Source organism: Methanosarcina sp. 2.H.A.1B.4 (assembly GCF_000979385.1).
GTDB lineage: Archaea > Halobacteriota > Methanosarcinia > Methanosarcinales > Methanosarcinaceae > Methanosarcina.
Genome location: NZ_JJOV01000090.1, coordinates 1 through 25,280 on the forward strand (window position 1 = coordinate 1; position 25,280 = coordinate 25,280).

General features: G+C 45.3%; 23 protein-coding genes and 1 tRNA gene. 11 read left to right on the forward strand and 13 right to left on the reverse strand.

Annotation, left to right across the window (positions count from 1 at the left end; translation table 11 throughout):
- Positions 1-160 precede the first annotated feature (160 nt).
- Positions 161-234 (reverse strand) — tRNA-Val (locus EO92_RS14625).
- A gap of 741 nt (positions 235-975) precedes the next feature.
- Between EO92_RS14625 and EO92_RS14630 the strand changes: the two genes are divergently transcribed.
- Together EO92_RS14630 and EO92_RS14635 are read left to right on the forward strand one after the other, a co-directional pair.
- On the forward strand, positions 976-1,731 hold the full coding sequence (locus EO92_RS14630; protein ID WP_235283355.1) for an MBL fold metallo-hydrolase: 756 nt from the start codon (positions 976-978) through the stop codon (positions 1,729-1,731).
- Positions 1,732-1,877: 146 nt separating this feature from the next.
- Positions 1,878-3,194, forward strand: a complete 1,317-nt coding sequence (locus EO92_RS14635; protein WP_048172670.1) for a methanogenesis marker 16 metalloprotein — start codon at positions 1,878-1,880, stop codon at positions 3,192-3,194.
- Between the two features lie 699 nt (positions 3,195-3,893).
- Here the strand turns inward: EO92_RS14635 and comE are convergent.
- The 4 genes from comE to EO92_RS18850 form a co-directional block, all read right to left on the reverse strand.
- Positions 3,894-5,057 (reverse strand): sulfopyruvate decarboxylase subunit beta, encoded by a 1,164-nt coding sequence (gene comE / locus EO92_RS14640; RefSeq protein WP_082108189.1) that lies wholly within the window; start codon positions 5,055-5,057, stop codon positions 3,894-3,896.
- A gap of 69 nt (positions 5,058-5,126) precedes the next feature.
- Entirely contained in the window at positions 5,127-6,377 is a 1,251-nt protein-coding gene (locus tag EO92_RS14645; protein ID WP_048172985.1) for a cysteate synthase, read from the reverse strand.
- A 342-nt stretch (positions 6,378-6,719) separates the two neighbouring features.
- The gene (locus EO92_RS14650; protein ID WP_048134805.1) at positions 6,720-7,178 is read right to left on the reverse strand and encodes a hypothetical protein; all 459 of its coding nucleotides are present in this window, start codon (positions 7,176-7,178) and stop codon (positions 6,720-6,722) included.
- Between the two features lie 136 nt (positions 7,179-7,314).
- Entirely contained in the window at positions 7,315-7,449 is a 135-nt protein-coding gene (locus EO92_RS18850; protein ID WP_255350353.1) for a hypothetical protein, read from the reverse strand.
- Positions 7,450-7,532: 83 nt separating this feature from the next.
- On the opposite strand from EO92_RS18850, the gene EO92_RS14655 reads away from it, so the two are divergent.
- Positions 7,533-7,742, forward strand: a complete 210-nt coding sequence (locus EO92_RS14655) for a zinc ribbon domain-containing protein (RefSeq protein WP_048172988.1) — start codon at positions 7,533-7,535, stop codon at positions 7,740-7,742.
- A 358-nt stretch (positions 7,743-8,100) separates the two neighbouring features.
- On the opposite strand, the gene EO92_RS14660 is transcribed toward EO92_RS14655, so the two are convergent.
- Complete coding sequence (locus EO92_RS14660) at positions 8,101-8,880, reverse strand: tetratricopeptide repeat protein (protein ID WP_048172672.1); 780 nt, start codon at positions 8,878-8,880, stop codon at positions 8,101-8,103.
- A 209-nt stretch (positions 8,881-9,089) separates the two neighbouring features.
- On the opposite strand from EO92_RS14660, the gene EO92_RS14665 reads away from it, so the two are divergent.
- Positions 9,090-9,530, forward strand: a complete 441-nt coding sequence (locus EO92_RS14665; RefSeq protein ID WP_048172675.1) for a hypothetical protein — start codon at positions 9,090-9,092, stop codon at positions 9,528-9,530.
- A gap of 90 nt (positions 9,531-9,620) precedes the next feature.
- Here EO92_RS14665 and EO92_RS14670 read toward each other — a convergent pair whose 3' ends face one another.
- On the reverse strand, positions 9,621-10,385 hold the full coding sequence (locus tag EO92_RS14670; protein WP_048134801.1) for a tetratricopeptide repeat protein: 765 nt from the start codon (positions 10,383-10,385) through the stop codon (positions 9,621-9,623).
- A 458-nt stretch (positions 10,386-10,843) separates the two neighbouring features.
- Between EO92_RS14670 and lonB the strand changes: the two genes are divergently transcribed.
- Genes lonB through EO92_RS14685 form a run of 3 tightly spaced genes read left to right on the forward strand, consistent with a single transcriptional unit; the run spans position 10,844 to position 15,608 of the window.
- The gene (lonB, locus tag EO92_RS14675) at positions 10,844-12,952 is read left to right on the forward strand and encodes an ATP-dependent protease LonB (protein WP_048172677.1); all 2,109 of its coding nucleotides are present in this window, start codon (positions 10,844-10,846) and stop codon (positions 12,950-12,952) included.
- 2 nt (positions 12,953-12,954) lie between these two features.
- Complete coding sequence (locus EO92_RS14680) at positions 12,955-14,295, forward strand: TldD/PmbA family protein (RefSeq protein ID WP_235283357.1); 1,341 nt, start codon at positions 12,955-12,957, stop codon at positions 14,293-14,295.
- Positions 14,296-14,297: 2 nt separating this feature from the next.
- Positions 14,298-15,608, forward strand: coding sequence for a TldD/PmbA family protein (locus EO92_RS14685; RefSeq protein ID WP_048172684.1), 1,311 nt, complete (start codon positions 14,298-14,300; stop codon positions 15,606-15,608).
- A gap of 460 nt (positions 15,609-16,068) precedes the next feature.
- Here the strand turns inward: EO92_RS14685 and EO92_RS14690 are convergent, their stop codons facing one another.
- The 5 genes from EO92_RS14690 to EO92_RS14710 all read right to left on the reverse strand — a co-directional run bounded on the left by EO92_RS14690 (position 16,069) and on the right by EO92_RS14710 (position 20,674).
- A complete protein-coding gene (locus EO92_RS14690) occupies positions 16,069-16,518 on the reverse strand; it encodes a universal stress protein (protein WP_048172686.1) in 450 nt (149 codons plus the stop codon).
- Between the two features lie 822 nt (positions 16,519-17,340).
- Positions 17,341-18,279, reverse strand: coding sequence for a nucleoside recognition domain-containing protein (locus EO92_RS14695; RefSeq protein WP_048172687.1), 939 nt, complete (start codon positions 18,277-18,279; stop codon positions 17,341-17,343).
- A gap of 202 nt (positions 18,280-18,481) precedes the next feature.
- Positions 18,482-18,940 (reverse strand): universal stress protein, encoded by a 459-nt coding sequence (locus EO92_RS14700; protein ID WP_048172689.1) that lies wholly within the window; start codon positions 18,938-18,940, stop codon positions 18,482-18,484.
- A gap of 322 nt (positions 18,941-19,262) precedes the next feature.
- Positions 19,263-19,778 carry a 4Fe-4S dicluster domain-containing protein gene (locus EO92_RS14705; protein WP_048172692.1) on the reverse strand — a complete coding sequence of 172 codons (516 nt, stop codon included), beginning with the start codon at positions 19,776-19,778 and terminating at the stop codon, positions 19,263-19,265.
- A 14-nt stretch (positions 19,779-19,792) separates the two neighbouring features.
- Positions 19,793-20,674 carry a hypothetical protein gene (locus tag EO92_RS14710; RefSeq protein ID WP_255350242.1) on the reverse strand — a complete coding sequence of 294 codons (882 nt, stop codon included), beginning with the start codon at positions 20,672-20,674 and terminating at the stop codon, positions 19,793-19,795.
- A gap of 636 nt (positions 20,675-21,310) precedes the next feature.
- Here EO92_RS14710 and EO92_RS14715 point away from each other — a divergent pair.
- The 4 genes from EO92_RS14715 (at position 21,311) to EO92_RS18855 (ending at position 24,715) form a co-directional block, all read left to right on the forward strand.
- Positions 21,311-21,493 (forward strand): methytransferase partner Trm112, encoded by a 183-nt coding sequence (locus tag EO92_RS14715; protein WP_048134791.1) that lies wholly within the window; start codon positions 21,311-21,313, stop codon positions 21,491-21,493.
- Between the two features lie 14 nt (positions 21,494-21,507).
- The gene (locus EO92_RS14720) at positions 21,508-22,272 is read left to right on the forward strand and encodes a hypothetical protein (RefSeq protein ID WP_048172693.1); all 765 of its coding nucleotides are present in this window, start codon (positions 21,508-21,510) and stop codon (positions 22,270-22,272) included.
- 448 nt (positions 22,273-22,720) lie between these two features.
- Entirely contained in the window at positions 22,721-24,325 is a 1,605-nt protein-coding gene (gene pyrG, locus EO92_RS14725; protein WP_048172696.1) for a glutamine hydrolyzing CTP synthase, read from the forward strand.
- Positions 24,326-24,583: 258 nt separating this feature from the next.
- Positions 24,584-24,715: a hypothetical protein gene (locus EO92_RS18855; protein ID WP_255350243.1), complete on the forward strand. Its 132-nt coding sequence runs from the start codon at positions 24,584-24,586 to the stop codon at positions 24,713-24,715.
- 150 nt (positions 24,716-24,865) lie between these two features.
- Here the strand turns inward: EO92_RS18855 and EO92_RS17945 are convergent, their stop codons facing one another.
- The gene (locus EO92_RS17945) at positions 24,866-25,018 is read right to left on the reverse strand and encodes a hypothetical protein (RefSeq protein ID WP_156165847.1); all 153 of its coding nucleotides are present in this window, start codon (positions 25,016-25,018) and stop codon (positions 24,866-24,868) included.
- Positions 25,019-25,280 lie beyond the last annotated feature (262 nt).

Sequence of the window (25,280 nt, forward strand, 5' to 3'; positions counted from 1 at the left end):
ACTGCCTCTTCAGGGCAGCGCTCTCCCACTGAGCTACCTGGGCAGGTAGATCTTATTCACCACTGAATTGCTCTTTAAGAATCAATCTTTAAAAGAGATGTAGTGCTTTTGATTTTTACCTTTCAGAAAAGATCTCCTGAAAGTTTTGAGTATATTTCAGTGGGCCCGCTGAGATTCGAACTCAGGACCTCCGCCATGTCAAGGCGACGTCATAACCGGCTAGACCACGAGCCCACTAAGATGCGTATTGCTTCTGTTTCTCGTACCGACGTGCAACACCATAGTACGCATCATCATTTATATAAGTTTTGGGTGGTTCGGGGTTTTTCTACTTGAATCAGCCCTACGAATGACAAAAATTGTGCATTGTTTGTATCCGCTTATCCCTTATGGGTTCTAATGAGGAATATTTTTTAAGAGATTCGGTTTTCCAACCAGCATTGCAAAATTCCTAATTTTTCCTCTCTATTTATGTAATTATGTAATTATGTAATTCCGCAAATGCCATCTTCAGATCCATTTTCCACATGAAAAATATGACTCATCATATCGGATCAATGAAAACCATATATTAGATTATAGGATACATAAAAACCAAGTGACAGCTCCCACAAATAAATTCGCAGGCATCTATGGCATTTCAACCAACGCTATACTGCCCTAGAGCGACTATTTATTCTCGTCTCGCTCATACCGTTCCAAGTTTTACCTGTAGAACTTCTCTACAGAACCCTATACTTAGAGTCCAATAGCAAAGTCAAGCGACTTCTGTAGCATTCACAGCTTCCAGAACAAAACTTGACAATAGAGTATAGGTTGAAATGTACAGAAACGTTGTCAGACAGCGTATTATTGAAGAGTTGACAGGGATTAGCCTTAGACGCTCCTAAAGAAAGGTTCAATATTCAGAAAACAGTTCAATCTGCAGCTCGGATATATACTATATTTTTGCCCCTAATCCCCGGAGAATTCGGAATGATTTCCAGCGAAAACAACCGGCTAACTCGTGAGAGGTCGAGAAGCAACAGGCCAGAACTCGATAGGCCTTATACTGTAATTAATGTCCCAATGGGGCACTCAAACTCCTATCTGATAATTTCAGGTGGTCAGGGACTCCTTGTGGATGCAGGATGCCCGGGCAAAATCAAAAATGTCCAGACTGCCCTTGAACAAAATAATCTCATGTTTAAGGATATCGTTCTGGTCATTCTTACCCACACTCATTATGATCATACAGGTTGTCTTGCCGAAATAAAAAAACGAAGTGGAGCAAAAGTTCTGGTCCATGCATCAGAAAAAGGATACCTGGAAAAGGGCATGACTCCCTTTCCAGAAGGCACCATGTGGTTCTCAAAAATCATTTCGGGAATAGGAAACACCCTGATGGTCTCTAAATCAAAATATCAGCCCGTCAATCCCGATATAGTGGTAAGGGGTGACTATGACCTTGGAAAATACATCCCTGGTGCAAAAGTCATTTCCACCCCTGGCCATACTGCAGGCTCGATAAGCCTTGTGATCGGAGATGAAGCCGCATTCGTCGGAGACACTCTTTTCAATGTCATGCCCTGGGGCGTCTTTCCCCCTTTTGCAAATGACATCCCCGAACTTCTAATAAGCTGGAAGAGGTTGATTGCAGCAGGCTGCAGAACATTTTACCCGGGTCACGGCAAACCCATAACTCTCCAGAAACTGAAGGCTTCATACGAACAAAAAGACAACGAGAAATGAAGATGAATTCCAAGTTAAGAATTTTGAGTTTATCCTACCCTTCGAAGTCGCTAATTCCAGGGTTATTCTTCCCACAAAAGGATCTAATTCTCAGGTAATCCTTCTCCCTAAAATAGGATGAATACAATATTTTCGCTGAGGGTAACATGAACGGAGCATCGGACAATACAGATAAATGTCGGACAATCCCCGAGATCCAGGCAAAAATAGACGCTGGAGAGGCTGTGGTCCTTACGGCTGAGGAAATCAGCGCAAGGGTCAGGGCAGGGGAGGAAATCAGGCTAGAAGATATTGATGTCGTAACTACCGCAACCCGCGGTATTATGAGCGGAACGTATGCAGTTCTCTCTTTCAAAGTATCCGAACCCGATTCTTTTGTACGAGCCTCCAAAGTCCTGCTGAACGGAGTGCCGGCAGTCGTTGGTCCCTGCCCGAACGAAAGGCTTGGGGTCCTGGACCTCATCGTACTCGGGACCGCACACAGCGAAACAGATTCACGCTACGGAGGCGGGCACCTCTTACGGGAACTGGTGGAAGGAAAAAAGATTCCAGTGGATGTAACTACCAGCGGAGGAAACCGCTTTTCCGTTGAAACGGGGCTTTCAGAGATGCCTTTTGCACGGCTTTATGCAACCAGGCACGCTTTTAAGAATTACCGGGCTTTCGTAAATCCGGGAAAAGAGCCCATTAAAACCATTTTCCATGCCCTGCCCTTTGAAGGCGAGTTCAGGGAAATGACCTTCTGCGGCTGCGGCGAGTTAAACCCCATTCAAAACGACCCCAAACTAGAGACCATAGGCATAGGGACAAGAGTACTTATCAATGGAGCCGAAGGGTTCGTTACGGGTCAGGGCACCCGCAGTGCTCCTGATAATCCAAACCTTGCCGGTTTTGCAGACCTGCACGACATGACCCCTGAATATATGGGAGGCTTTGCAACTTCCGCCGGCCCCGAAATCATTAACACATGGGCTGTCCCCATCCCGGTCCTTTCCCAGGGGATGCTGGAAAATATCCTTAAGCTGGACAGCCAGATCCCGCTCAAGCTGGTAGATCTTGCAGGCAGGATTCCCCTCTGCGTGATCACTTATGGGGATGTCTGGGATAACACAGACCTGAATGTAAAATACGAACCCGAAAAATGCATTGACTGCAAGGTGTGCTGTGTGGCTGAGGCATGTCCTATGGGTGCGGTAAGCAAAGGAGAAAATGGAGTTGTACACGACCCTGAACTTTGCTTTAACTGCGGGCTCTGCATCTCAAAGTGCAGAGGAGAAGCCTTCAGCGCAAACATTGGTACTGTCAGCTGTACAACCGGAGGCTGCCTCAGAGATATCAAAGTAACCCTGCGCCAGTCGGACCGTGCAAGAGCGGTAAAAGCCGCAGAAGAACTTAAAGAACAGGTCCTTTCAGGAAAATTCAGGATCAAGGAACCTGTGGAGAGAATAAGCTGGAGAGAATAAGGCTTAAGAAAATTAAGCCGAATTAAAGCTTAAAAGCGGCGAATAGTAGTAAAGCGGCGAACTGAGGCGGTTAAATAAAATATCGGGATTTCCGCCTCCCGAATTGCGCCTCGGGGGTACGCGGTCCTTTTCGCTGCGCTCAAGAGGACTTAAATTATAGATCTTTCTGCCCCATACAACATCATTCACTGTATATGGTCGTTCCTGTCACGCTCGACACAGGAGAGCGGTCTTTCCGATAAGAAAGAAAAGAGAAAACAAAGAGTAAGAGTGATGTGAAAAAGCAAATAGTTAAAGCGATAGAAAAATTGGCAGGTGCTGCAACAAACAAAATCTAATGTTATTTGGGATTCTGTCTAAAAAACACTCTTCCCCTCTTCTCTTTCAAATCTGTTTTTCTTCTTTTTTTGCAGGGCCGCCAGGCAAGCTGGCGGAAGCGCTTGTATTACCCGTGAATTAAAAACCAGCCTCCGGGGTAAAGAAAAATATTCTCTCAGCCCGTGGACATTTTTTCAGATTATTGTCCCTCTCTAATGAGATGTCGTTTTGTTGGTCGCTTTTTATCTGGCTGACGGCAGGCCCAGACCCAGTGCGGCGCAGGGAGAGAAAACTGAGAGATTCTTTCCCCCGGGGCTCTGGAATAGATTAACCAGTTAATCAGACCCCACCAAAACTTTTCTTTTCAAGAAAACCTTCCTTTTAAAGCTTTTCTGAGTCCAGCGCTTCTTTGAAGCGTCTTGTTGTTTCTTCCGGGCTCAGGGGAATGTTGGGAGCTGCCGTGTTTCCGGGCTTAAGGATCACATGGATAAAGGATGTTTGCCTGGCATTAAGAGAATCTTTGTACACGTATACGAGTTCCTCTTCCGTGTTGACCTTATGCGTGTTCTGAATTCCGCAGGCGTTTGCCAGGATTTCCAGGTCAATGTAGCGGAGGGCGCAGGTCTCCTGGGAGCCTGTAGAACCGTAGGCGCCGTTGTCCAGGGCTACGATGACCAGGTTTTTCGGGGCTTCCTTCCCGATTTCCAGGAGAGCGTTAGGGTTCATGAGGAGGCTTCCGTCCCCATCGAAGACCACAACCTTCCGGTCCGTGCGCAGGGCAAGGCCGAGCCCGATGGAGGAGACAAGCCCCATGGACCCGAACATGTAAAAGTTAAGGTCCCTGTCTCTGGCAGCGTAGAGTTCCTTGCAGGGGACTCCGAGGTTTGTTACGGTGATTTCTCCGTCCAGTTCGGCTGCCACGGCGGAGATTGCATCTTTCCGGATCATCCGGGGTTCGAGAACCTTCTGTGTCATGCGGAATTTGCAGATCTTTTCTTTCTTCGGTAGCTCCGGGGACTTCCGGGTTTCCCAGGCACAGCAGTCCGAAGCTTCCCATACTTTTGGAGAGACCAGAGCTATGTGGGGCCTGGAGTTTTCAAAGGCGTCTTTGATCACATTTTCAAGGAAAGGAAGCTTTTCAGCTTCGTCAATTATCGTGTATTTCAGCCCTGCACCTTCCAGAATACCGGGCAAGTGGGTTCCCAGGGGGACCTGCGCTTCTATGGCTTCTTTGTAAACGCCGCGCCAGCTTGCCAGGATAGGCAGGGGTATTTTACATGTTACGTTCAGGGACTCAAGGACATTGATCATATTCCCGAGCCCTGTGCTCTGGATAAGCATCATGGGCTTTCCCCCTGCAAGGTAGGCCCCGGCACAGATCCCAACCCCGCTTTCTTCCCTGGTCAATTTGATCTCGGGAAAGTTTTCCGAAACCAGAGGGAGCAGATTTTTGATCCTGTCACAGGGAAGCGTTGCAGCAAGGTCAATACCTGTTTTTTTCATGATTGCTATTACTTCTTCTTCTTCCGGGTTTACCACGTAAATACCTCTTAAGCTTATTTTTCTCTTTTTCTTACAGGTTTTCAGAACTCAGATTAAAACCAGGACCGGAACTCAGATATTCAGCTCCTCAAGCGGAACGTCAGAGTCCCGGACAGTAACTTCAGGTTCCACCTGGAAAAGTGTGAAGTCTTCCTTCAGCCGCTTGAAACCTCCGCCTGCAATATTCAGGAGAATGGTGTCATCTTTTCCGACATTTCCGGCTTCTACGGCTTTTAACAGGGAGGCAGCCGCAACCGCAGATGGGGGCAGGATATCTATACCTTCAAGGGCCTCAAAAAGCGCTTTTGCTTCAAGGGCCTCCTCTTTAGTAACTGCATACATTATCCCGTCCGTCTCGACAAGTGCATCATAGAGCCCACCTGTTACGGAATATGGAGGTGCACGGTTGGTAAGCACAGTGGCGTAGGTCTCTTCAATCTGTTTCTTTGCATCTTTCATGTCAATTTCGGGAATTATCTCTCTTCTTCCTGCCTGCCATGCACTGTACATGGGGACGAAAGGAAGGTTCTGGGCAAGCTGGAGCTTTGGAAGCTTTGAGCCAAAACGCCCGTCGGCCCTTAGGCGCAGCGCAGCTTCCCAGGCTGAGATCCCTCCTGTGCCGCTTCCGACAGCCTGGAAGTAGTGGTCAGGCATCCTTCCTATGGTTACGGCTGCGTCCAGCATTACAGTGCCCATTCCTTCTCTTCGGGCAACATTCCGGGCTCCCCCTTCAGGGACCATGCCGGGAAGTTTTGCAATTCTTCCTGCAAGGTTGATAGCATCGGTATAATCGTTCCCCGGGGTCATACTGATAAGGTGAATGGAATCGGTTGGTTCTTCAGGCAGCCAGAGTTTCGGAATGCCTGAATCAGGAACCACTATATAAACATCCGTTCCTGTAAGAGCCGAAGCGTGTGCAAATGCCCTTCCCGTATTCCCTGCAGAAGCAAGGACAATGGCTTTTCCCCCGGATTCCTTGAGAAGCTGCATCGTAGGATGGGCTTCGAGTTCTTTGAAACTGCAGGTTTTGATAAAAGCCCCTTTCTCGGGCCAGTATCCGCTGAACCCTATATAAAGGTTTGAAAGCCCCAGTTCCCGCGCAAGAGCTTCACTTTTATAAGTGACGGGCCCGGCTTCGGTAGTAAGCTCTTCCTGAATCGGAAGCCAGGAATGAAATCTGCCTATCCCGGGCTGGTCTCTGAGCTCAAGCCTTTTTTCAAAGTATTCCGCCCGCAAAAGGGAGTCGTCATCCTCACAGGTTAGCCTGTATTCCTGGCCGTATTCTCTTCCGCATTTCAGACATTTTAATATGAATCGTCCCATTGCTATCAAAGAAAATTGGGTTTCTTTTGCTAAATATATGTTCCTGAAACCAGCACATAATGTCCCATATGTACCATTGTATGCGACGAATCGCCGCATCCGGATAATGGGTTGTAAGGGATGGAAGAATACCCTGGGAAATAAATTAAAAGAAATAAATGAGGTGGCGAGATGAGATGGCGAGAATGGATGATCGATCAGGGGCAGGAATGATCGCAAAAATAAAGCGTGGAAGATGGCTCAGAAGAGATCGCAGAAGATGTTGCAGAAGAACGTGCGGGGAAGTAGTTAAGAAAGTAACTGAAAGTTTGGAAAGCTGCGGAAAGTTTGGGCTTAGACTATTCAGCTATAAAAAATATATGGAGTAGCTCTGGCATGTTCGATATTTTGCCTGGTCCTGTCAGGGTAAACAAGGGTAAGTACGTCCGGCTGCATCCCTAACTTCCTGGAATCATGCAGGTAAAATTCATCATTTTGTCTGGAAATATCCTTTATGTGGATTACGGCACTGGTTCTCTCTATCCTCTGGATCTCTATGTTCTCAAAATCAAAAAAGATCTCCTCCAGTTTAGGCTCAAGATGTCTGCTCCCGAACAGGAACATGTAAGCCTGGGCGAAGGGACTGAGGCTATATTTTATCTGGACATCAGCATCCGTCTTATCAAATTCTATCACCATACTGTCAATATGGATATATTTCCCTTCCCTGAACTGCTCCATATTAACTCCAGGTGATACTTTTGCAGCCATTAAAGCAGCCGAGATTATCAGGGCGATTGTAATTATAGCTTTTATTTTCATGTGTCTAACGCTTTATAGGTATTCTTTTCTAATATATTTATTTCCTGCAAAGATTTGCTCCCTTAAGGAAAAAGTCCGGTTGATCTTCCGTATGTCCAGACCAACTTTTTATCTGAAGATATAATAATCATCCCTTTCATTCAATAATCATCCCTTTCATTCTTGCATCTTCTTTGTTTTTCCCGGATATGGTCTTATCAGAAAAGATCAGAAAATCCTTTAATTTCAATCTCTCCGGCACAACCCATGGTTTTTTTCTTTTCGCTCCCAATTTTTGCAATAATATTAAATAGTGCAAGAATAAAGCTATTCCATCCTTCAGACTACCTGAAAAAACAGAGTGAGGCTAAAAAAATGAGCAAAAATGTTAATTTCATCTGCCCCAAATGCGGGAACAACTCCTACGAAACCGGTGAAATCCGTTCCACAGGCGGTTTCATCAGCAAAGTCCTCGATATCCAGAACAAGAAATTCACCCATGTCACCTGCAAGCGCTGCAAATACACCGAATTCTACCAGGCAGACAGCAGCATGCTCGGGAACATCTTCGACCTGTTCACGTAAAATAAGCGAATCCGGGAGTTTTCAGCGCCCGAGTCCCGTCCCGCCCGAGTGTCGCTTCGGCACCCGAGTTTCGCTTCGGGAGCACGAGGTCCTTTTCGCTGCGCTCAAGAGGACTGAATTACTTATAATCTGACCCATACAACCATATTCGTCACATCAGGCCGTTCTTTATCCGCTTTCTTTTCAGAAAAGAGGCTTTAATCTGTTTGCGCGTCGTGGAATGTTGGATTTATCGAGTCTCACGCGGGCGAAATATAAAAAAACAGTTATTTTTATCGTTTCGCACAGGAAAGAGCCGCATCGCAGGCGGCGGGCAAATTCGGGCACAGACAGCTATTCAGGCTGCGAGGTTTTAGATTTAAATCGCTTCGAGCCTTTTCCGCGTGAGGCTGATTTCCTCCTTGAGCTTTTTGTTTCCAGGGTCTTTTTTGCTCAGGGTTTTCAGGATCTCAAGCGCTTTTTCGAAGTTTTCTTTTGCCTCTGCTTTTTGCCCTTTTTCTGAAAAGAGAGTTCCGAGGTTGTTGAGGGTCATTGCTGTGTCTGAGAGGTATTCCGGGTTTTCCGGGGAGTTTTTGAGGAGGAGTGCGTAGTTTTTGAGGGCATATTCGTATTTTTCTTTTGCTTCATCTGCCTGCCCCATTGTGAAAAGCAGTTCTCCGAGGTTGTTCTGGGTGTTTCCGGCGTACATCCGGTAGAATTCTTTTTCGGGATGAAAATCGAGTTGTTTCTGGGAGATTTCGATGCCAGTTTCATAGCACTGCTGGGAGGAGGGGAAGTCGCCTGCCCTCTGGAAGATGTTTCCGAGGTTTCCAAGGTTGTTGAGGTTCATGTGGAGGGTATCAATGTAGAGTTTGTTTTCCGGGTCGTCTGAGAGTAGTTTTAAGCTGGTTGTTAAGGAGAAGGTATAGGTATCCATGGCTTCTTCAAGCCTACCCATGGACTGCAGCAGCTGCCCTCTTACTTTTAAGGTGTGAAACAGGATAGCTCCTTCTTTTGCTTCATGTGCGGCTTTTTCGGCTTTCCGGAGAGACTCAAGGGCTTCTTCGGACTTTCCTTTCTGCATCAGGTCCAGGGTTTCGTTGAAGCTTTTTACTGCTTCCTCTCTCAATTTCTTGGGCTTCTCGGGCGTTTCGGGCATATTAAAAAAAAGGCTTTTAATGTTTTATACGTTGTGTTATAGCCTGCGTTTTTTCCTCAAGTCCCTGCCTTTTTCCCAACTCCTATATATGTTATTAAAAGCTTAATTATAGATGTCCAAAGTTCCATATCTTTCTTTAACCCATGTTTTCGGGATATTTTGCTGCTTATTGACATTAAAAAAAGAGATATGCAGGTAGGGGAGTCAGCATGGACAGGGAAGCAGAGAAAGACAAAAGGAATAAAAGTTCAGGCAGGGGTATGAGCAAAGCTGCAGGAAAAAGCAAATATGAAAAACTGTACGTGATACTCATTGGTATCTTCCTTGCAGCCGTCTTTTTCTATACTTTTTACATAGGCCAGTTTCTCTGGGGCATAGTCATTGATATCCTGATCCTGAGGCTTTACTTCCTCATGCAACAGGAACAGCGCTATTTCATTGAGTCTGACCTAAATGAAGAGAAAGCCGGGACCCCACATGACCCAAGGATGAAGCGGAAGGTCAGGCTTGTAAATGTCCTGATAACTTTATTTGTACTCGGGATCATCGTCCACTCATATTTTTCTTTGCAGTTTATCTGGGGGATTGTAGTTGGACTAATGATCCTTCTTTATGTTCACATGTTGCTGTTTTCTGAGAAAAACCTGTAAGGCAAACCTGTAAGATAAATCTGTAACTGCACTATCAAAGACCTTCTGCACTATCAAAGACCTTCTGCACTATCAAAGACCTTCAAGCCTTTAGAGCCCTTCAAGCCTTTCCCTTGTCAGGGTGATGGCTTCTTTGATTTTTTCGTTTTCAGGCTGCTGGGCTAGCAGATTTTCCTGCATTTTGAGGGCTCTTTTAAGGTTCATTTTTGCAGTTTCGGCTTTTTCAGGTTCCTGCTGTTTGAGGCAACTTCCTAACTGGCTGAGCGCGACTGAAAGTTCTGCCTGATAACCAAGGTTTTCGGGCTTCTCATTAAATAGTTTTTCGTAGGTTTCGACTGCTTCATTAAGGACTTCACAGGCTGTATCCAGGGAACCGGACTCTGTGAGGAGAGAGCCGTAGTTATTCAGGTTTTCTCCGGCATAAGAGTGGAAAACAGCATTTTCAGGGTTCTTTGTGATAAGGTCCGAATAGATTTTGCGGGCGCAGGAATAGGATTCGGCAGCCCGGTCTCTTTCTCCGTTCTTTCTAAGGAGGTTTCCTGTATTACTAAGGGTTGTGCCCATATAATGCTGGTAATCGGCATTTCCCGGATCGGTTTTCAGGAGTTCGGAACCTACTTCAAGGGCTCTTTCATAGGTTTCAAGGGCCTGATCATACTCTTTTGCCGAGTAGAGGATACCTCCGCGAGTAAAGAGAATATAGTAAAGAGCATCTGTGGATTTCGCCTGCCTTGCAGACTTTTCAGCTTTATCCAGGGTTTCGAGGGCTTTATCCAGTTTGCCTTTCTTGATCTGGGTTACAGCACTGTGAATCTGCTTCAGGAGGAGAAGATTTTTTACCTTGCTTCTGGACATAAGATAAAAATCCCCTTTGTTTTTTTAAATAGCTGTCGATATCGGTTTGCAGAAACTGGATGAACCCCTCAACGCAAAGTTCCTTTGAAGATGATGTTTAATTATATATAGAGGATGTAGCATACGTATGTAAAAAATATCTTAAAACCCTCTTGTATATCAATTTGGTAATTGATTTTCTGATCAAGTTTTCGACTCAAATGTCCAGCTAGCAAATGGTATATAATAAAAGGTTTCTATATACTGTATATACAACGGCAGGTTAATTTTATATACCGCAAGTTTATATAATTAGCCGAAGTACGGTTGGGGTTACAGTAACTTCAGGAGTATGTTATTGTAGCAGCCGTTTTTGCCCATTATTCTACCATTAAGTTTGTTGTTTTTTCAAAAGCGTCAAGTATATAATCTCGATCAGATAACGTCTATCCAATAACGTTCTAATATGTGAGCTAACCATGGTGTATAATAATAATCAGAACATAGACGGGTCTTCGGAGAATATGGTCAGGCAATCCCCTGAAGTGGACGATGCTGTTCCAAACATGGACAGACGGTCCCCTGACGTGGTTAGAGCTGGTCCAAAAGTAGACACGTCTGCGGCCGACCAGACGAAGGATGAGCCTACTCAGGTCATGGCCGAGTCTGAGTTAAGTGACGAAATAGACGAAGATGACATAGGCTTCCAGTTTGAAGACACTTCAAACATAGAGGTCCCAAAACTCCTTATTGACCAGGTGTTGGGACAGGAACATGCAGTGGAAGTCGTAAGGAAGGCTGCCAGCCAGAGACGGCACATCATGATGATAGGGACTCCTGGAACAGGAAAGTCCCTGCTTGCAAAAGCAATGGCGGAACTTCTCCCAAAAGAAGAGCTCAAGGATATCCTTGTATATCCTAACCTGGAAGACCTTAACAATCCCAAGATCAGAGAGGTTCCTGCAGGGAAGGGCAGAGAAATTGTCATGGCTCACAAGATGGAGGCAAGAAAGAAAGCCCAGGCCCGGAACATGCTTATGATGCTCTTTGTTTTGGGTATTATCATCTATTCTTACTTCGTCGCCCAGCTGCTCTGGGGTATCATTGCAGGCATTATGATTCTCATGTTAACCCGCCAGTTCCTTCCCAAAGAGGAAATGATGATTCCGAAAATGGCGGTTTCAAATTATGACAAGGAGCACGCACCCTACATCGATGCAACCGGAGCCCACGCAGGAGCTCTGCTTGGGGATGTCAGGCACGACCCCTTCCAGTCCGGAGGGCTTGAGACCCCTGCACACGACAGGGTAGAAGCCGGAGACATCCACAAAGCCCACAAAGGGGTGCTTTTCATTGACGAAATCAATACTCTCAGGCTTGAGTCCCAGCAGAGCCTCCTGACTGCACTTCAGGAAAGGGAATACCCGATTACCGGGCAGTCCGAGAGAAGCTCGGGAGCTCTTGTTAAGACCGAGCCTGTACCCTGCGACTTCATTATGGTCTCTGCAGGGAACCTGGATGCAGTACAGAAAATGCACCCTGCACTCAGGTCAAGGATAAAAGGCTACGGGTACGAGGTCTACATGAGAGATTCCATGGAAGACAGTCCCGAAAACCGGAAGAAACTGGTCCGCTTCGTTGCCCAGGAAGTTGTCAGGGACGGGCACATCCCTCACTTTGACGAAGGTGCAGTAGAAGATATAATCAGGGAAGCCAGAAGGCGTGCAGGCAGGAAAGGCCACCTTACTCTGAAGCTCCGTGACCTTGGCGGGCTTGTGCGTGTGGCAGGAGACATTGCCCACTCCGAAGGGGCTCCAATCACAACTTCCGAGCATGTGCTTGCGGCAAAGAGGATCGCAAGGTCCATCGAACAGCAGCTTGCAGACAGTTACCTCGAACAGCGCAGGGACTACGAGTCCTTCATGAGGAGAGGTTCTGCTGTGGGTAGAGTCAACGGGCTTGCAGTTATGGGCGGAGATTCAGGAATCGTGCTTCCCATCGTATCCGAAGTCACTCCTGCTCTTTCCGGAGCCGAAGGGCGAATTATTGCAACAGGAAAGCTCAAGACCATTGCAAAAGAAGCGGTGCAGAATGTATCTGCCGTGATCAAGAACATGACCGGCACAGACATTTCCCGCCACGATGTCCACATCCAGTTCGTAGGGACATATGAAGGCGTGGAAGGGGACAGTGCATCGATTTCCATAGCAACTGCCGTAATCTCTGCTATTGAAAAGATCCCTGTGGACCAGACTGTCGCAATGACGGGTTCTCTTTCTGTCAGGGGAGATGTCCTGCCTGTTGGCGGGGTCACCTACAAGATCGAAGCTGCAGCCCGGGCCGGCATGAAGAAAGTCATTATCCCAAAAGCCAATGAGGCAGATGTTCTTGTTGAAAAGGCATACAGGGATAAGATCCAGATCATTCCTGTTTCCTCTATTGCGGAAGTAATGGAACACAGCCTTGTGGGTCCGAGAAAGAATACAATTATCGAAAAACTCAAAAATATTACAAAACTAAGTTTCGATATTCCGGAAGTATCACCCGCTTCCGTACAGTCCATGAACCTCTTCGGGTGCAGGAACTAATTATGAAAGGCATTATGCAGGACATAAAGTTTTATGACTGCAGGGTGATAGAAGGCAGTTCCACTTCTGTCATCCTGGATAACGGAAAGATCGAAGAAATATCCAGAAACTTCACAAGGGGGGCCGGAGTAAGGGCTCTCTGCGGAGGTTCCTGGGGTTATACGGCTGTTGAAGGGGATATCGACCTCAAGCGTGGGGTCGATGCTGCCTCAAAACTTGCTTTTTCTATGAATGCGAGCACCCCTAAAGAAGAAGTCGAACTCGCAGCCGTAAGTTCTCCTGAGGTAAAGGACCTTCCTGAAGTCAGGATCGACCCGAGAGACATTGCAATTGAAGAAAAAGTAGACCTTTTGAAGAGTATTGAAGAGCATGCAAGGATTGCAGGCGTTCACAGTACAAAGGTAATGTATCTCGAATCCGAATTTAAAGTCCAGTACCGAAGTTCCGAAGGTCTGGAATGTGAATATGAACTTTTGAATGTCGGTTTTGCAGTCTCTGCCGTTGCTTCGGAAAACGGCGTCTACCAGGCAGGCAGAGAAAGCCGTTTCGGGTATGGTTATGAGCTTTTTGAGAAAGAAAACGTCCTCGAACTTGCCGGAAATGCAGGAAAGACCGCAATTGAGCTCTTGAAGGCTAAAACCCCTAAAGGTGGAGAAATGCCTGTAGTGCTTGATCAGGAACTTGCAGGAGTATTTGCCCACGAAGCTGTAGGACATGCTTCGGAAGCCGACCTTGTGCTTGAAGGGGATTCCATTCTTGAAAACAGGATTGGAGAACAGATTGCATCCCCGCTGATAACGATGATAGATGACCCTACTCTGCACGAATTCGGGTATTATCCCTTTGATGCCGAAGGTTCCGAATCAAAAAGGACCGAAATAATCAGGGATGGAGTTTTCAATTCCTATCTTCACTCCAGGGAAACCGCAGCCAAACTCGGGGGAACTCCCGGAAATTGCAGGGCTCAGGGCTATTCCATGCCTGTTGTCAGGATGAGCAATACCTTCATTGACAACGGTGATTCTAAATTTGAAGAGATGCTGGAGGACGTCAAGGACGGCATGTACCTTGTAGGGTCAAGAGGCGGACAGGTAAACACCGGAGAAGGCATATTCCAGTTCAATGCCGAAAAAGGGTACCTTATAAAGAACGGAGAGCTTTCCGGGCTCTTAAGGGATGTCTCCCTCTCAGGGAATACTCTTGAGATCCTGAACCATGTAACACATGTGGGCAATGACCTGAAAATGACTGCCGGAAGATGTGGAAAATCCGGACAGCTTGTGCCTGTATCTGATGGTTCTCCTCATATTGCAATCTCAAAAGCCCTTATAGGAGGTGCCTGAAAGTGTACGAGCTTGCAAGAAAAGCCCTGAAACTGGCAGAAGAAGCAGGGGCTGAAGAAGCTGAAATTTATTACGCCGCAAACCATTCAACAGGCGTCAATTTCAAAAAGGATTCACTTGAAAACGCTAAAGACCGTTTCTCGGAAGGTCTGGGAATCCGTGCCATTGTAAACGGTGCAGTGGGCTTTGCCAGCACCAACTTTGCAGGAGACCTCGAGAACGCCGTAAAGATTGCAGTTGCAGAAGCCAGGGTTAGAGAAAATGATCCTGACTGGGTAGCCCTTCCTTCCAACGGGAAATACCCTCAGGTCTCAGGCATCTTCGATAAAAAGATTGAGGCTCTTGAACTTGAAGAATGCATTGGCTATGCCGTAGAACTCGTTGAAGGGACAAAAGAGATGCCAGGTACGCTCCCTACTTCAGGCGGCTTTACCCGTTCAAAGAGCAGGCAGCTTATCCTGAACACAAACGGGATCGAAATTGAAGAAGAATCCACAGCAGTTTCCGGTTTTGTTGATGTGATAACCGTAAACGGGGACACCTCTACAGCCTATGACTTTGCGGTTTCCCGTTCCCTTGACATTGACTTTTTTGCGCTCGGGAAAAATGCTTCCGATCTTGCCCTGAAATCCAGGGGAGGAATAAAAATAGAGCAGCAGAAAACCGATGTTATCTTTCATCCTTTTGCCTTCTCGGACATCCTCGAAGAAGCCCTTGCTCCTTCGATTGATGCAGACAATGTGCAGAAAGGAAGGTCAGGCTTGATAGGGAAGCTCGGGGAAGAAATCGCTGTCCCGGAACTGAGCATTTACGATGACGGGCTGGTTGAAGCAGGCATAGATACCTCGGCTTCGGACGATGAAGGTGTTCCTTCACAGCATACCACGGTTATTGAAAACGGTGTGCTTGAAACCTACCTCTATGACAGCTATACCGCAGGAAAAGCCGGTGTGAAAAGCACAGGAAACGGCTCAAGGTCCTCCTATACAAGTCCTCCCTCAGTAGGGCTCAGGAACTTTGTTATCGACCACCCGCAGGAAGATATTATTGCAAATACTACCTCCGGAGTTTTCGTAAACACGATTATCGGTGCCCATACTGCAAACTCAATTTCCGGGGATTTTTCCGTAGAAGCCAGAAATGCCTTTACAATCAAGGACGGAGCCCTGGATAAGCCTGTAAAATCCCTCATGATTTCGGGCAACGCCTTCGAACTCCTGAAGAACATCTCAGGTGCAGGCTTTGACGTAAGGAAAGTCGGAGGCATAATCACGCCTTCAATCAGGGTTTCCGGCATGAGTGTAATAGGATAAGAGTTAATATCTTAAATTACTGCAGCTAAGTTTTTTGACCTCAAAGGCTCTGTTGTTAAGAACTTAACCTCGTGTTGTTAAGAACTTAATATTGGAGTAAGCTCCTGAGGTCAACTTTTTTTCTGAAAATTTGATCCGGTTTTTACGTATCCGGGTCAATTTTCAGTTCATTCTGGTCAGCTTCGGGTCAATTTCCAGTTCATTCGGGTCAATTTCGGGTCAAGTTTGTACATTTTTTAAATTACCTCGGTTCTATAGAGAAATTCTAGAAAAAGCCTTCACATGGTCCGGGAAATATGTTTCCTGATCTCAAACGTCTGTTTCCTGATCTCAAACGTCTGTTTTGAATCCAAAATAAATATGGTACCTCCACCAGCTTGTCTGGCGGCTCGTCGAAAAAGAGAACGAAATAAAAAATTTGAAAAATAATGAAAAGAGCATTTTTCATGTAGACTTTACTTTATTTCGGGAATTCGCCTCTGACCACGAGTACAGGTGTCTTTGAATGCCTCACCACGTTTTCAGCTACACTCCCGAGCAGGAACCTGTCGAGCCCGGTTTTCCCGAGTGTTCCTATCACAATCATTTCGATGCCATTCTGTTCCGCAAATTCGACTATTTTATCTGCGGGGTGTCCTTCCAGAAGTACAGATTCTACTTCTATTCCTGTAGATTTTGCGGCATCTTCCACAAAACGCGTAGCTGCTTTTCCTTCATTCCTGAAGTGCTCCATGGCAGCCTTTTCCCAGCCAAAGTCCCTGGCAGAATGGGTTGTCGGGACTACCACATATACAGCGTAAAGTTTAGCTCCACTGAGCCTGGAAATTTCAATCGCCGTATCAACCGCTTTTTTGACGAGTTCCGAACCATCGGTTGCAACCATTATTTTTTTATAAGTTCCCTCTCTCATACCAAATCCCTCTTTTTTATTCTCCTGTCTTATTTTTCTGTCAGCCTGTGATCAGCTCCGGCTTTCTGAAGTATTATCCGGCACAGACCCCCATCTGATCGGCGCATATGTGCGTGTCAGTTATACCTGCATCACATTATATGCGATCCAAATTTATACTATTCCAATTATTATACGTCGCTTTTCCATATAATCTTAAGTGATTATACCGTCCTTTGGTATTAGAACTGAAATACATTTTACGAAATATCTTTGGCAGAGATTCATTACTCCTTTTGTTTCTACCTTAGACCGTTTTATTTTTATAAAGGTACCCGGATTCCTCTATTTATGCGCTAATAATTATTTTAATTCACCATTTCAGGATAAAAACTCTCGAAACTTAGTGATTTTCTCTATATTATGGCACAAAAAGGCATTATCCTAATTATGTGCCAAAACGCTTATATATGGCTTAATCCTCTGAGGTATTTAGTGAACGGGTAAAGCTCAAAATCAGATATTGTTGCTCATATTCAAATCCAACATATTTTAACCTCCTCCAAAAAACCCCGTTCACTGATTTGCTCAGTATATTTTTAGTAAGTTTATGCAAGTAAACTTGAGTTCGATTTTGTATATTTTTCTTTCCTTTGAATCGCTCTTCTCATATTTTTTTAAACATTGCCCTATGAATAAGTCTTTCTCAGGAAACACTTCCCTGCTACGGGTGACCTTCACTGTCCAGGAAAATTCTTTTTGCCCGGGATACCCGGTACTATTCTCAACCTGCTCTTCTCGGTTCTTATACTGTTTTAGAGAACTTATGCAATTCCTGGTGCTTCAGGAAGCCATACTCAGCAGTAATAACAAAATTACAAGCCTTACAAATATGCTTATTGCCGTAGAATACGCAACAATCTGGACTCCAAGGCGTGTCCCGAAAATAGCTACTTTTTTTGGGAGCTGGCTGCGGATAGCAAAAATCGGGAGCATGAACATACTGCCAAGCATAAGCACGATCATTGCCTGCACATTTGTTATCTCTCCTGAATGGATCATGGGACCGAGAAGTGAAATTCCGAGTATAGGGCTTGCGACGTAACTTGTCAGAGGGACAATTGTCTCCGGGGGTATTTTAAAAAGCTCGGCAAGGGGAAGCACACTGAAAATCTCAAAAGCTCCCTGCTCCTGAAGGACAAAGATGATGGTGGTTGCTATAAAGTAAACTCCTGCAATCTTCAGAAAAACCCTTAACTCTTTTTTGAACGCACGTTTAAACGCGGTCTTCAAAGACACTTTTTCCTTACTCCGGGTCTCAGGGACTCTGCAGGAATTGCCTTTAAGAAAAAGCTTGCTTGCAACCGCAATTACCAGGATCTTAAACACTGCAGTGACCACAAATACAAAAGAGTAAAATCCCCCTACTACGAGACCGAGCGCAGGCAGCACGATAGGAATCTGATAGGTGAAGAGTTCACGAAAATATGCAGGGGTTGCATTCATCATTGAACAGAGCACTGTCTCCCTGTCGTTAAGGCAGTTTTCCTTTTTTGCCTGAAAAAGCATACTGTTTGCAGCAACAGCAGATCCTATTGCCACAACGAAAGCTGAAGCACAGGTTTCTGGCAGGTTCGTATAAGCAAAAATAGGGCTTACAAATTTTGAGACCTTCTGCATCAGGCCGAGTTCCACAAGCACGCTGGTACCCATAAGCCCCACAAAAATAATAAACAGTATCGGAAGCGCAAAGTCCAGTACGTTGAGGAAAAGTCCTATCATTGAAAGTTATTTGGGCCGGGCAGGTAAATCAATCTATCCCGAAAAAATCCGGGACTTCTGCCCTGAAAAATCCCAGCTTTTATATTTAGTATTTTAACGTTTAGCATTTTACACTTAGCGTTTTACATTTAGTTTTACATTTAGTTTTACATTTAGTTTTACATTTAGTTTTACATTTATTTCCGGTACTTTGCATTTAGTTTTACTTTGCTTCCATTCCCTTTACAACCAGTACGGCTTTCCGGGAATGCCTCACCACATTCTGAGCCACGCTTCCCAGCAAAAACTTCTGGATTCCTGTCCTGCCGAGTGTCCCCATTACGATAAGATCGATGTCATTTTTTTCTGCAAAATCGATAATATCATGCGCAGGACTTCCTTCAAGGATAACGGATTCAACTTCAACATCCGCAGCTTTTCCTGCGGTTTCGACATAAGCTGTTGCTTCCTTTCCTTCGGTAGCGAGATGCTCTTTCATTGCTTTTTCCCACCCCACATCTCTAGGATGAGCCATCGACCCCCCTCCCGAAGAGACAACATATACGGCATAGAGCTTTGCCTCGCTTAGTTTTGCGACTTCAACAGCAGTATCAACCGCTTTTTTGACGAGTTCCGAACCATCGGTTGCAACCATTATCTTCCTGTAAATATTACTGTTCATACCTGACTCCCCTTTTTCTGTTCCGGTTCTTTATGTCAATATTGCAATAATCATTTATATATATCATCCTGGAACTCAACGAGCTAAAGGCAGCAAGTTTCCTGTTAGAAAACAGGGACCAAGATGGCAAAAGATGGAACGCACCGGATATTTTACCTCGACATTATACCCCATATCAGGTTATTGTTTCCTTTTGCAGAATTAAAGCGTGGCGTGAACAAAACCCCATTACCTTCAACGAAGTCTGCCGGCGTAAGGGATCTGACAGCGTAGTTTTGATTCACCCAGGAGGTTTCAGGGAAGCCTCAATGCATTTTGTTCCTTAACGCCCTTCTACCTCCGAAAACACAAGGGCATGTGTGGGACAGGCCTCCACGCAGGCAGGCAACTCCCTGCCCTCGCAGAGGTCACATTTTATCACGGTCCCCTCTTCAGTCCGCCTGCCGATCACTCCATAATTGCAGGCCATGGAAGAGGTCCAGCACCCTGCAGCAAGAATTAACTGGTACAGAGAAGAAAAACGGGTGCAGACCGTAGAACAGGTCCAGCAGTCCACGCAGCGTTCCGGGTTGTGGCTTACAGTGCTTGTAATTGTGTCTCTGGAAAGAGCCTTTGTGGGGCAAACCGAAACACAGGGAGCATCCTCGCAATGGCGGCAGGTGATCGGCACGGAGGCTTCAAGGGCAGGGATGTATTCAACAGAGATGCGTTTTTTTGGGGCTGGTTCTTCTCCTAAAGCCGAAAAAAGGGTTTTGCTCTTTGAATGTGCAACAGCCCAGGCAACTTCGCAGGAGTGGCAGCCCAGGCAGCGTTCAGGCCGGATTATCACGTCTTTCATTGTGAATGCCTCCCTTACTTCAAGCCCAGTGCCTTTCTTTTTCCTTCAATATGCTCAAGCATCAGGTTTGCAGCTTTGAAGGGGTCAGGCTCAACTGCAAAGCTTGCTCCAACAACACTGTCCAGGCCTTTTGTCAGCAGAGCTGTAACTGCCTGGCTCCCAAGGACAGGGGGGATCGTGCCGAGCACGGTAAACACTCCGGAAGAAACAACGTAAACCCCTATACTCACTGCTTTTTCGCTCATCCATTCAGGGGCTGCACCGGCAGCGGGGAGGTCACTTATATCCACACCCAGGCGGTTTGCAATTGCCGAGGCAAGCACCAGGATTCGGCTTATATCAACACCGGAACCCATGTGCCGGACAGGGGGAATGCCAGGGGCTTCGCAGATGCCTTTGAGTCCGTCTCCTGCCAGAACAGCAGCTTCCGGCACAAGAAGCCCGGCTTCGGCACAGGCAATCGCATTGCATCCGGTGGTCACTACCAGGACATTATTCTTGATCAGCTCCTTTACAAGGTTCACATGCCCATAATTGTGCTGGACCTTTACATTATTGCATCCAACAACCGCTCCGATTCCTTTCACCGAACCTACGGCAATCGCCTCGATGAGAGGGTCAGGGCTTCCTCCAAGGGCATTGAGGATTGCTTCGACACTGAAACCGACCATGCACTCCTGCTTTTCTTCCGGGATACTTACCTTTTCGCGGTTCCGGTTCGGGAAATTTTCCACGGCTGCCCTTACAATTTCTTTTGCAGTTTCATAAGCCTCATCTTCATGGTATTCCATTCTCACAGTTCCTGGGAAATCGGCTTTTGGAGATGTGGATATAAATTTTGTATGGTAGCAACCGGTAAGTCCTCCAAGAGACGGCATAATGCACTGTACATCCACTACCGCGTGATCCTAAAATAAATTGAGCTAAACCTGATCTTGTTCCTGAAGTTCAACTTGTTAAGTTGATAAAATTATTTAGGACTGCCAAATGTTATTATTTTATATACTTTTTTAAAAACACAACGTGTTAATATATAGTTGAAGTTATTCCTTCAGACAGATGTACTAAAAACTCAACTAATAAATAGCCTGTAAAATGATAGATTACCTGATACTTAGATCACATTAAAATAGGAAGATGAATTGAAGGAAGATTACTGAATAAAATAAGTATCCTGCATAACATGGATCAAAGGATACGGATAAGAGAAGTCAATGGAATATATAAATAAGTCAATGAATAGGAATCGTCAGGAATAAATCGATGCCTGAAGATAAAGGCATCCGAAAACCAAATAGCAAGGATCAGGAACACGAGATCTGCGAAAGAATGCCAGGTCCACAAAAGATATAAGTAAATAACCCTGGCGAATATATAAGAATTAAATGTAAATAGTAGGATAAGGTTCTCATGTCTGAGAATGAAGAATAAATAAGAATCAGGATCATTTGAGTACAGGACCTTTAAATATCCCCACTAAAAGTAAAATTCTGTTTCCCCTATCGCAAAAGTGGCTTTGATGGTGAATTTTTGTGAAAAAAGATCTTATGGATATTCTGGCCTGCCCTATATGTAAGGGCGACCTGATTTTGAACGTTGTTGAAGAAAACGAAGAAGAGGTCATATCCGGAACCCTCTATTGCCCTGTCTGTAAAGAGCATTATCCCATAGATGAGGGGATTCCGAATTTGCTTCCTCCGGACCTCAGGAAATGATGTGAGGGTTGAACTTGGAGCAAATATTCCAGAATGTTATCATTAACCGGCAGGAAATAAACTCTATTGAGTTTGAAAACGAAAGCATTGAGATTCCTCTTTATCCAGGCGGAGAGCAGACTTTCGAAATCCTGGTTACAAACTACGGGTCTCCAACCCATATCCACCTTTCAGTGAGTGAAGAACTAAAAGGCCAGATCACTTTTTTGCGGGACAATCCCTATGTGCTCCAGAAAGAATACGTTTCTGCAGTTGCAAGAATCCCACAGGAAGGTAGGGTACTTACAAAGGGTCATATTTATATCACTGCAGGTTACGGCTCGAAAAAGAAAGGTTTTCCAGTCAATCTCGGAAATGCAGGAGCAAAGCTGCAGGAGCCCTCAAAGGATGAGGCTACAAAAAGGGAAGAAGATACGGAAGAGTTAAATCCTTCAAGACCTTCCGTAGTGGAACCTGTAATAAAAGCCTCTCGTCCGAGGACAGGAAGCGGAAGCAGAAACGGATATAGCGGGCTTTCATCTTCCTTCCTGAGGAATTTTAAGGGAGGGCTTTCATCCACTTCGGGAAAAAGAACCAGAAAAGGTATGGGACAGAATGAAAGGCTTCCTCTGGCCCTGGCTTTTGGAGGTTTTTTACTGCTTGTATTCTTATTCTTCCTTTACTTCATTCTGCCAGCTGGACTTCAGTTCAGTGTCAGTTTTACTCAGGCCCTCTTATTCTCAATCCTATTTGTGACCTGTATAGCCTACATCCTGCTAAAAATTATGGAAGAAGGTTGAGCAACTCCGGGAAACCAGGCTCAGACCTCCTTTTGTAGTCCGGATAAAATATATTTGGCTAAAATGGATGAAATCTGTCATCGGCAAAAATCATACTTTCAGGAAAATAATATTCTAAGTAAACTGAGGTCCTCAGATAAGCTCGCTTATCTGAATTTCCTTCTTGTTTTAATTCTTAATCGAGCTTCATGAGTTCTTTTTTGTAAGCTTGCTCTGTTTATCGTTTGCTGTAATCCTGCTTTGGTTTTCGTTTGCGATTTGAGATTCTTTTTTCCTGGAATTAGAGAGTAATTTTTATATCATGAAGATATTGGTATTGTGTTCGTACGCAAGAATTGAAGTGAATCATTTGTATATGTTGTTCATCTGATTGCTTTTTAGTCTAAAGTTCACAGGGATCTTTTGATCTAAAACCTTCTATTAGAAAAATTATCAAGGAAGCTTACCCATGAAATATATCGTAGTTACCGGTGGGGTGATGAGCGGGCTTGGGAAAGGCATCACCATCGCGTCCATCGGCAGGAACCTGAAAAACAAAGGTTATAAAGTTACGGCTATCAAGATCGACCCTTACATCAATATTGATGCAGGCACCATGAGCCCCTACCAGCATGGGGAAGTTTTTGTTCTCAGGGACGGAGGTGAAGTTGACCTGGACCTTGGAAACTACGAAAGGTTCCTTGACACGGAACTTACCAGAGACCACAACCTCACCACAGGTAAGGTTTACCAGGAAGTAATCGCCAAGGAGAGAAGAGGAGACTACCTCGGAAAGACCGTCCAGATCATTCCCCATATTACAAACGAGATCAAAAATAAAATAAGAAAGGTTGCAGCCAGGAGCGGGGCTGATGTCTGTCTTGTTGAGATCGGAGGTACTGTAGGAGACATTGAGAGCATGCCTTTCCTTGAGGCTGTCCGCCAGATGCACAGGGAAGAACCTTCCGAAAATATTGTCTTTATCCACGTTACCCTTGTTATGGAAGACCTTCAGGGCGAACAGAAAACCAAGCCTTCCCAGCATTCGGTGAAGGAACTCCGAGCTCTTGGTTTGAGCCCCGAAGTAATCGTTGCAAGATCAAAGACTCCTCTTCAGGAAAGCGCCAAGGAAAAGATTGCCCTTTTCTGCGACGTGCCACAGGAACTGGTCATCAGCGCTTATGATGCAGACGATATTTACGAAGTGCCTCTTGTCATTGAAGAACAGGGACTGACCACCCAGCTTATGAAGCACTTGAAACTTGATTCCTGTATTGAAGATGACAGGTGGAGAGAGATGGTTGCAAGGATGAAGTCCACAACCGACGAGGTCAAGCTGGCAATTGTAGGCAAATACACAAACCTTGAGGACTCTTACCTGAGTATACTTGAGGCTGTCAAGCACGGTGGAATTGATAATGGGTGCAGGGTTGAGGTCAAGATGGTTGAGGCCGAGACTCTGGAAGACGATCCTGCAGAGGTTGAGAAGCTCATGCAGGTTGACGGCATCCTGATTCCCGGAGGCTTTGGCGGGCGCGGGACTGAAGGTAAGATGCTTGCAATCAAATTTGCAAGGGAAAACAATATCCCGTTCCTCGGAATCTGCCTTGGCATGCAGCTTGCTGTGATCGAGTTTGCAAGAAATGTGGCGAAGCTGGATAACGCAAACAGTACGGAGTTTGATGAAGATACTCCTTACCCGGTCATTGACATCCTCCCGGAGCAGACCGGAGTTGCGGATATGGGCGGCACCATGCGTCTTGGAGATTACGAAGCCATTCTTAAAGAAGGCTCCATTGCCACAAAGCTCTACGGCACCAATTATATTGTTGAGCGCCACCGCCACAGGTATGAGGTGAACCCCGAGTTCGTGGACAGGCTTGAACCCTTTGGCATAGTCTTTTCCGGCAAAAACAAAAACCGGATGGAAATCGCCGAAATTCCTGACAAGCGTTTCTTCTTTGCTTCTCAGTTCCACCCGGAGTTCAGGTCAAGACCGGGAAGGCCGTCTCCCCCGTTCAAGGGCCTCGTCAGGGCAATGTGCAAATACAGGAAAGAAAAGGAAGGGCAGTAACCCCATCAGAGTGATTGGAGGGAATTATTATTCTCTTAAATCCTCTTTTCTGGTTCATTTTTACCCTTATTGGGATCTATAAAGCCAGTTTCTAACCCATTAACTCATGCCCAGGTCAAAGAGTTTCCCTTTCGCGGGAAAATGATAAATACTTCTAAAACTGAGAATAATAGATTACGATGGTATCTGTTTCGGCACTGTACTTCAGTAGCATGTACAGGTATTGCGATTTCACCAAATTTTATGAAGGTATATACAATGGCAATGTCTAAAAAAGATATGGATAAGAAGAAGAGCGCTAAGAAAGAAAAGATGGGAGAGCTGGAAAAACTGGCTGCCGCAGGTAGCAAGGACGCAAAGAAGAAACTTGCAAAGCAAAAGAAAAAATAACCCTTTGATAATTTTTCCTTTTTGTCTTACATTTGTGAGAGGGACCGGGAATTTCTAAAATCCGGTCCCGAAAATCTCTTCTCAATTACGGTGTAATTTTTCTGTTTTTAATCTCCCTATCTACTATGCTCATTGATAATGATTATTTATTCAAGCGGAATTATAATCAGGTTCAAACTTTTCGATCAGAAGTTCCCTTGACCCTCCGCACTTCCTGCAAACACTTCTTACGTGCTTTCTTTTTCGCCACTCTTCAGCCTTATAAATCAGATCGTAGCGTTTACGCAGACGCACAGCTCTCATTTCGTGCGGATTCTCTGTTCAAATTATCTTTTCAGGCAGGGAGTTATCAATTCCAATTTTCTTTTCTATATTCGTTTTCCTGAAAAAAATGTTCTCCTGGCAGGTGAGCCAATTTTAGATTCGATCTATTTTTAGTCAGAGGTTACTGCTTAAAAACAATTGTCTGGAAAAGATAAAAATATCTGAATAAATTACATATATAACTTCTTTTGTTTGTAGTGATACTTAGATTATTCACAATGCTTGCTTACATTATCAAATA

What these genes read in the sequence shown, in the direction of transcription:
- pyrG (WP_048172696.1), top strand. Translation starts at nt 22,721, where the DNA reads ATGAAATATATCGTAGTTACCGGTGGGGTGATGAGCGGGCTTGGGAAA.
- lonB (WP_048172677.1), top strand. Translation starts at nt 10,844, where the DNA reads ATGGTGTATAATAATAATCAGAACATAGACGGGTCTTCGGAGAATATG.
- EO92_RS14705 (WP_048172692.1), bottom strand. Translation starts at nt 19,778, where the DNA reads ATGAAAGACGTGATAATCCGGCCTGAACGCTGCCTGGGCTGCCACTCC.
- EO92_RS18855 (WP_255350243.1), top strand. Translation starts at nt 24,584, where the DNA reads ATGGCAATGTCTAAAAAAGATATGGATAAGAAGAAGAGCGCTAAGAAA.
- EO92_RS14695 (WP_048172687.1), bottom strand. Translation starts at nt 18,279, where the DNA reads ATGATAGGACTTTTCCTCAACGTACTGGACTTTGCGCTTCCGATACTG.
- EO92_RS17945 (WP_156165847.1), bottom strand. Translation starts at nt 25,018, where the DNA reads ATGAGAGCTGTGCGTCTGCGTAAACGCTACGATCTGATTTATAAGGCT.
- EO92_RS14635 (WP_048172670.1), top strand. Translation starts at nt 1,878, where the DNA reads ATGAACGGAGCATCGGACAATACAGATAAATGTCGGACAATCCCCGAG.
- EO92_RS14680 (WP_235283357.1), top strand. Translation starts at nt 12,955, where the DNA reads ATGAAAGGCATTATGCAGGACATAAAGTTTTATGACTGCAGGGTGATA.
- EO92_RS14655 (WP_048172988.1), top strand. Translation starts at nt 7,533, where the DNA reads ATGAGCAAAAATGTTAATTTCATCTGCCCCAAATGCGGGAACAACTCC.
- EO92_RS14660 (WP_048172672.1), bottom strand. Translation starts at nt 8,880, where the DNA reads ATGCCCGAAACGCCCGAGAAGCCCAAGAAATTGAGAGAGGAAGCAGTA.
- EO92_RS14690 (WP_048172686.1), bottom strand. Translation starts at nt 16,518, where the DNA reads ATGAGAGAGGGAACTTATAAAAAAATAATGGTTGCAACCGATGGTTCG.
- EO92_RS14630 (WP_235283355.1), top strand. Translation starts at nt 976, where the DNA reads ATGATTTCCAGCGAAAACAACCGGCTAACTCGTGAGAGGTCGAGAAGC.
- EO92_RS14645 (WP_048172985.1), bottom strand. Translation starts at nt 6,377, where the DNA reads ATGGGACGATTCATATTAAAATGTCTGAAATGCGGAAGAGAATACGGC.
- EO92_RS14670 (WP_048134801.1), bottom strand. Translation starts at nt 10,385, where the DNA reads ATGTCCAGAAGCAAGGTAAAAAATCTTCTCCTCCTGAAGCAGATTCAC.
- EO92_RS14700 (WP_048172689.1), bottom strand. Translation starts at nt 18,940, where the DNA reads ATGAACAGTAATATTTACAGGAAGATAATGGTTGCAACCGATGGTTCG.
- EO92_RS14650 (WP_048134805.1), bottom strand. Translation starts at nt 7,178, where the DNA reads ATGAAAATAAAAGCTATAATTACAATCGCCCTGATAATCTCGGCTGCT.
- EO92_RS14665 (WP_048172675.1), top strand. Translation starts at nt 9,090, where the DNA reads ATGGACAGGGAAGCAGAGAAAGACAAAAGGAATAAAAGTTCAGGCAGG.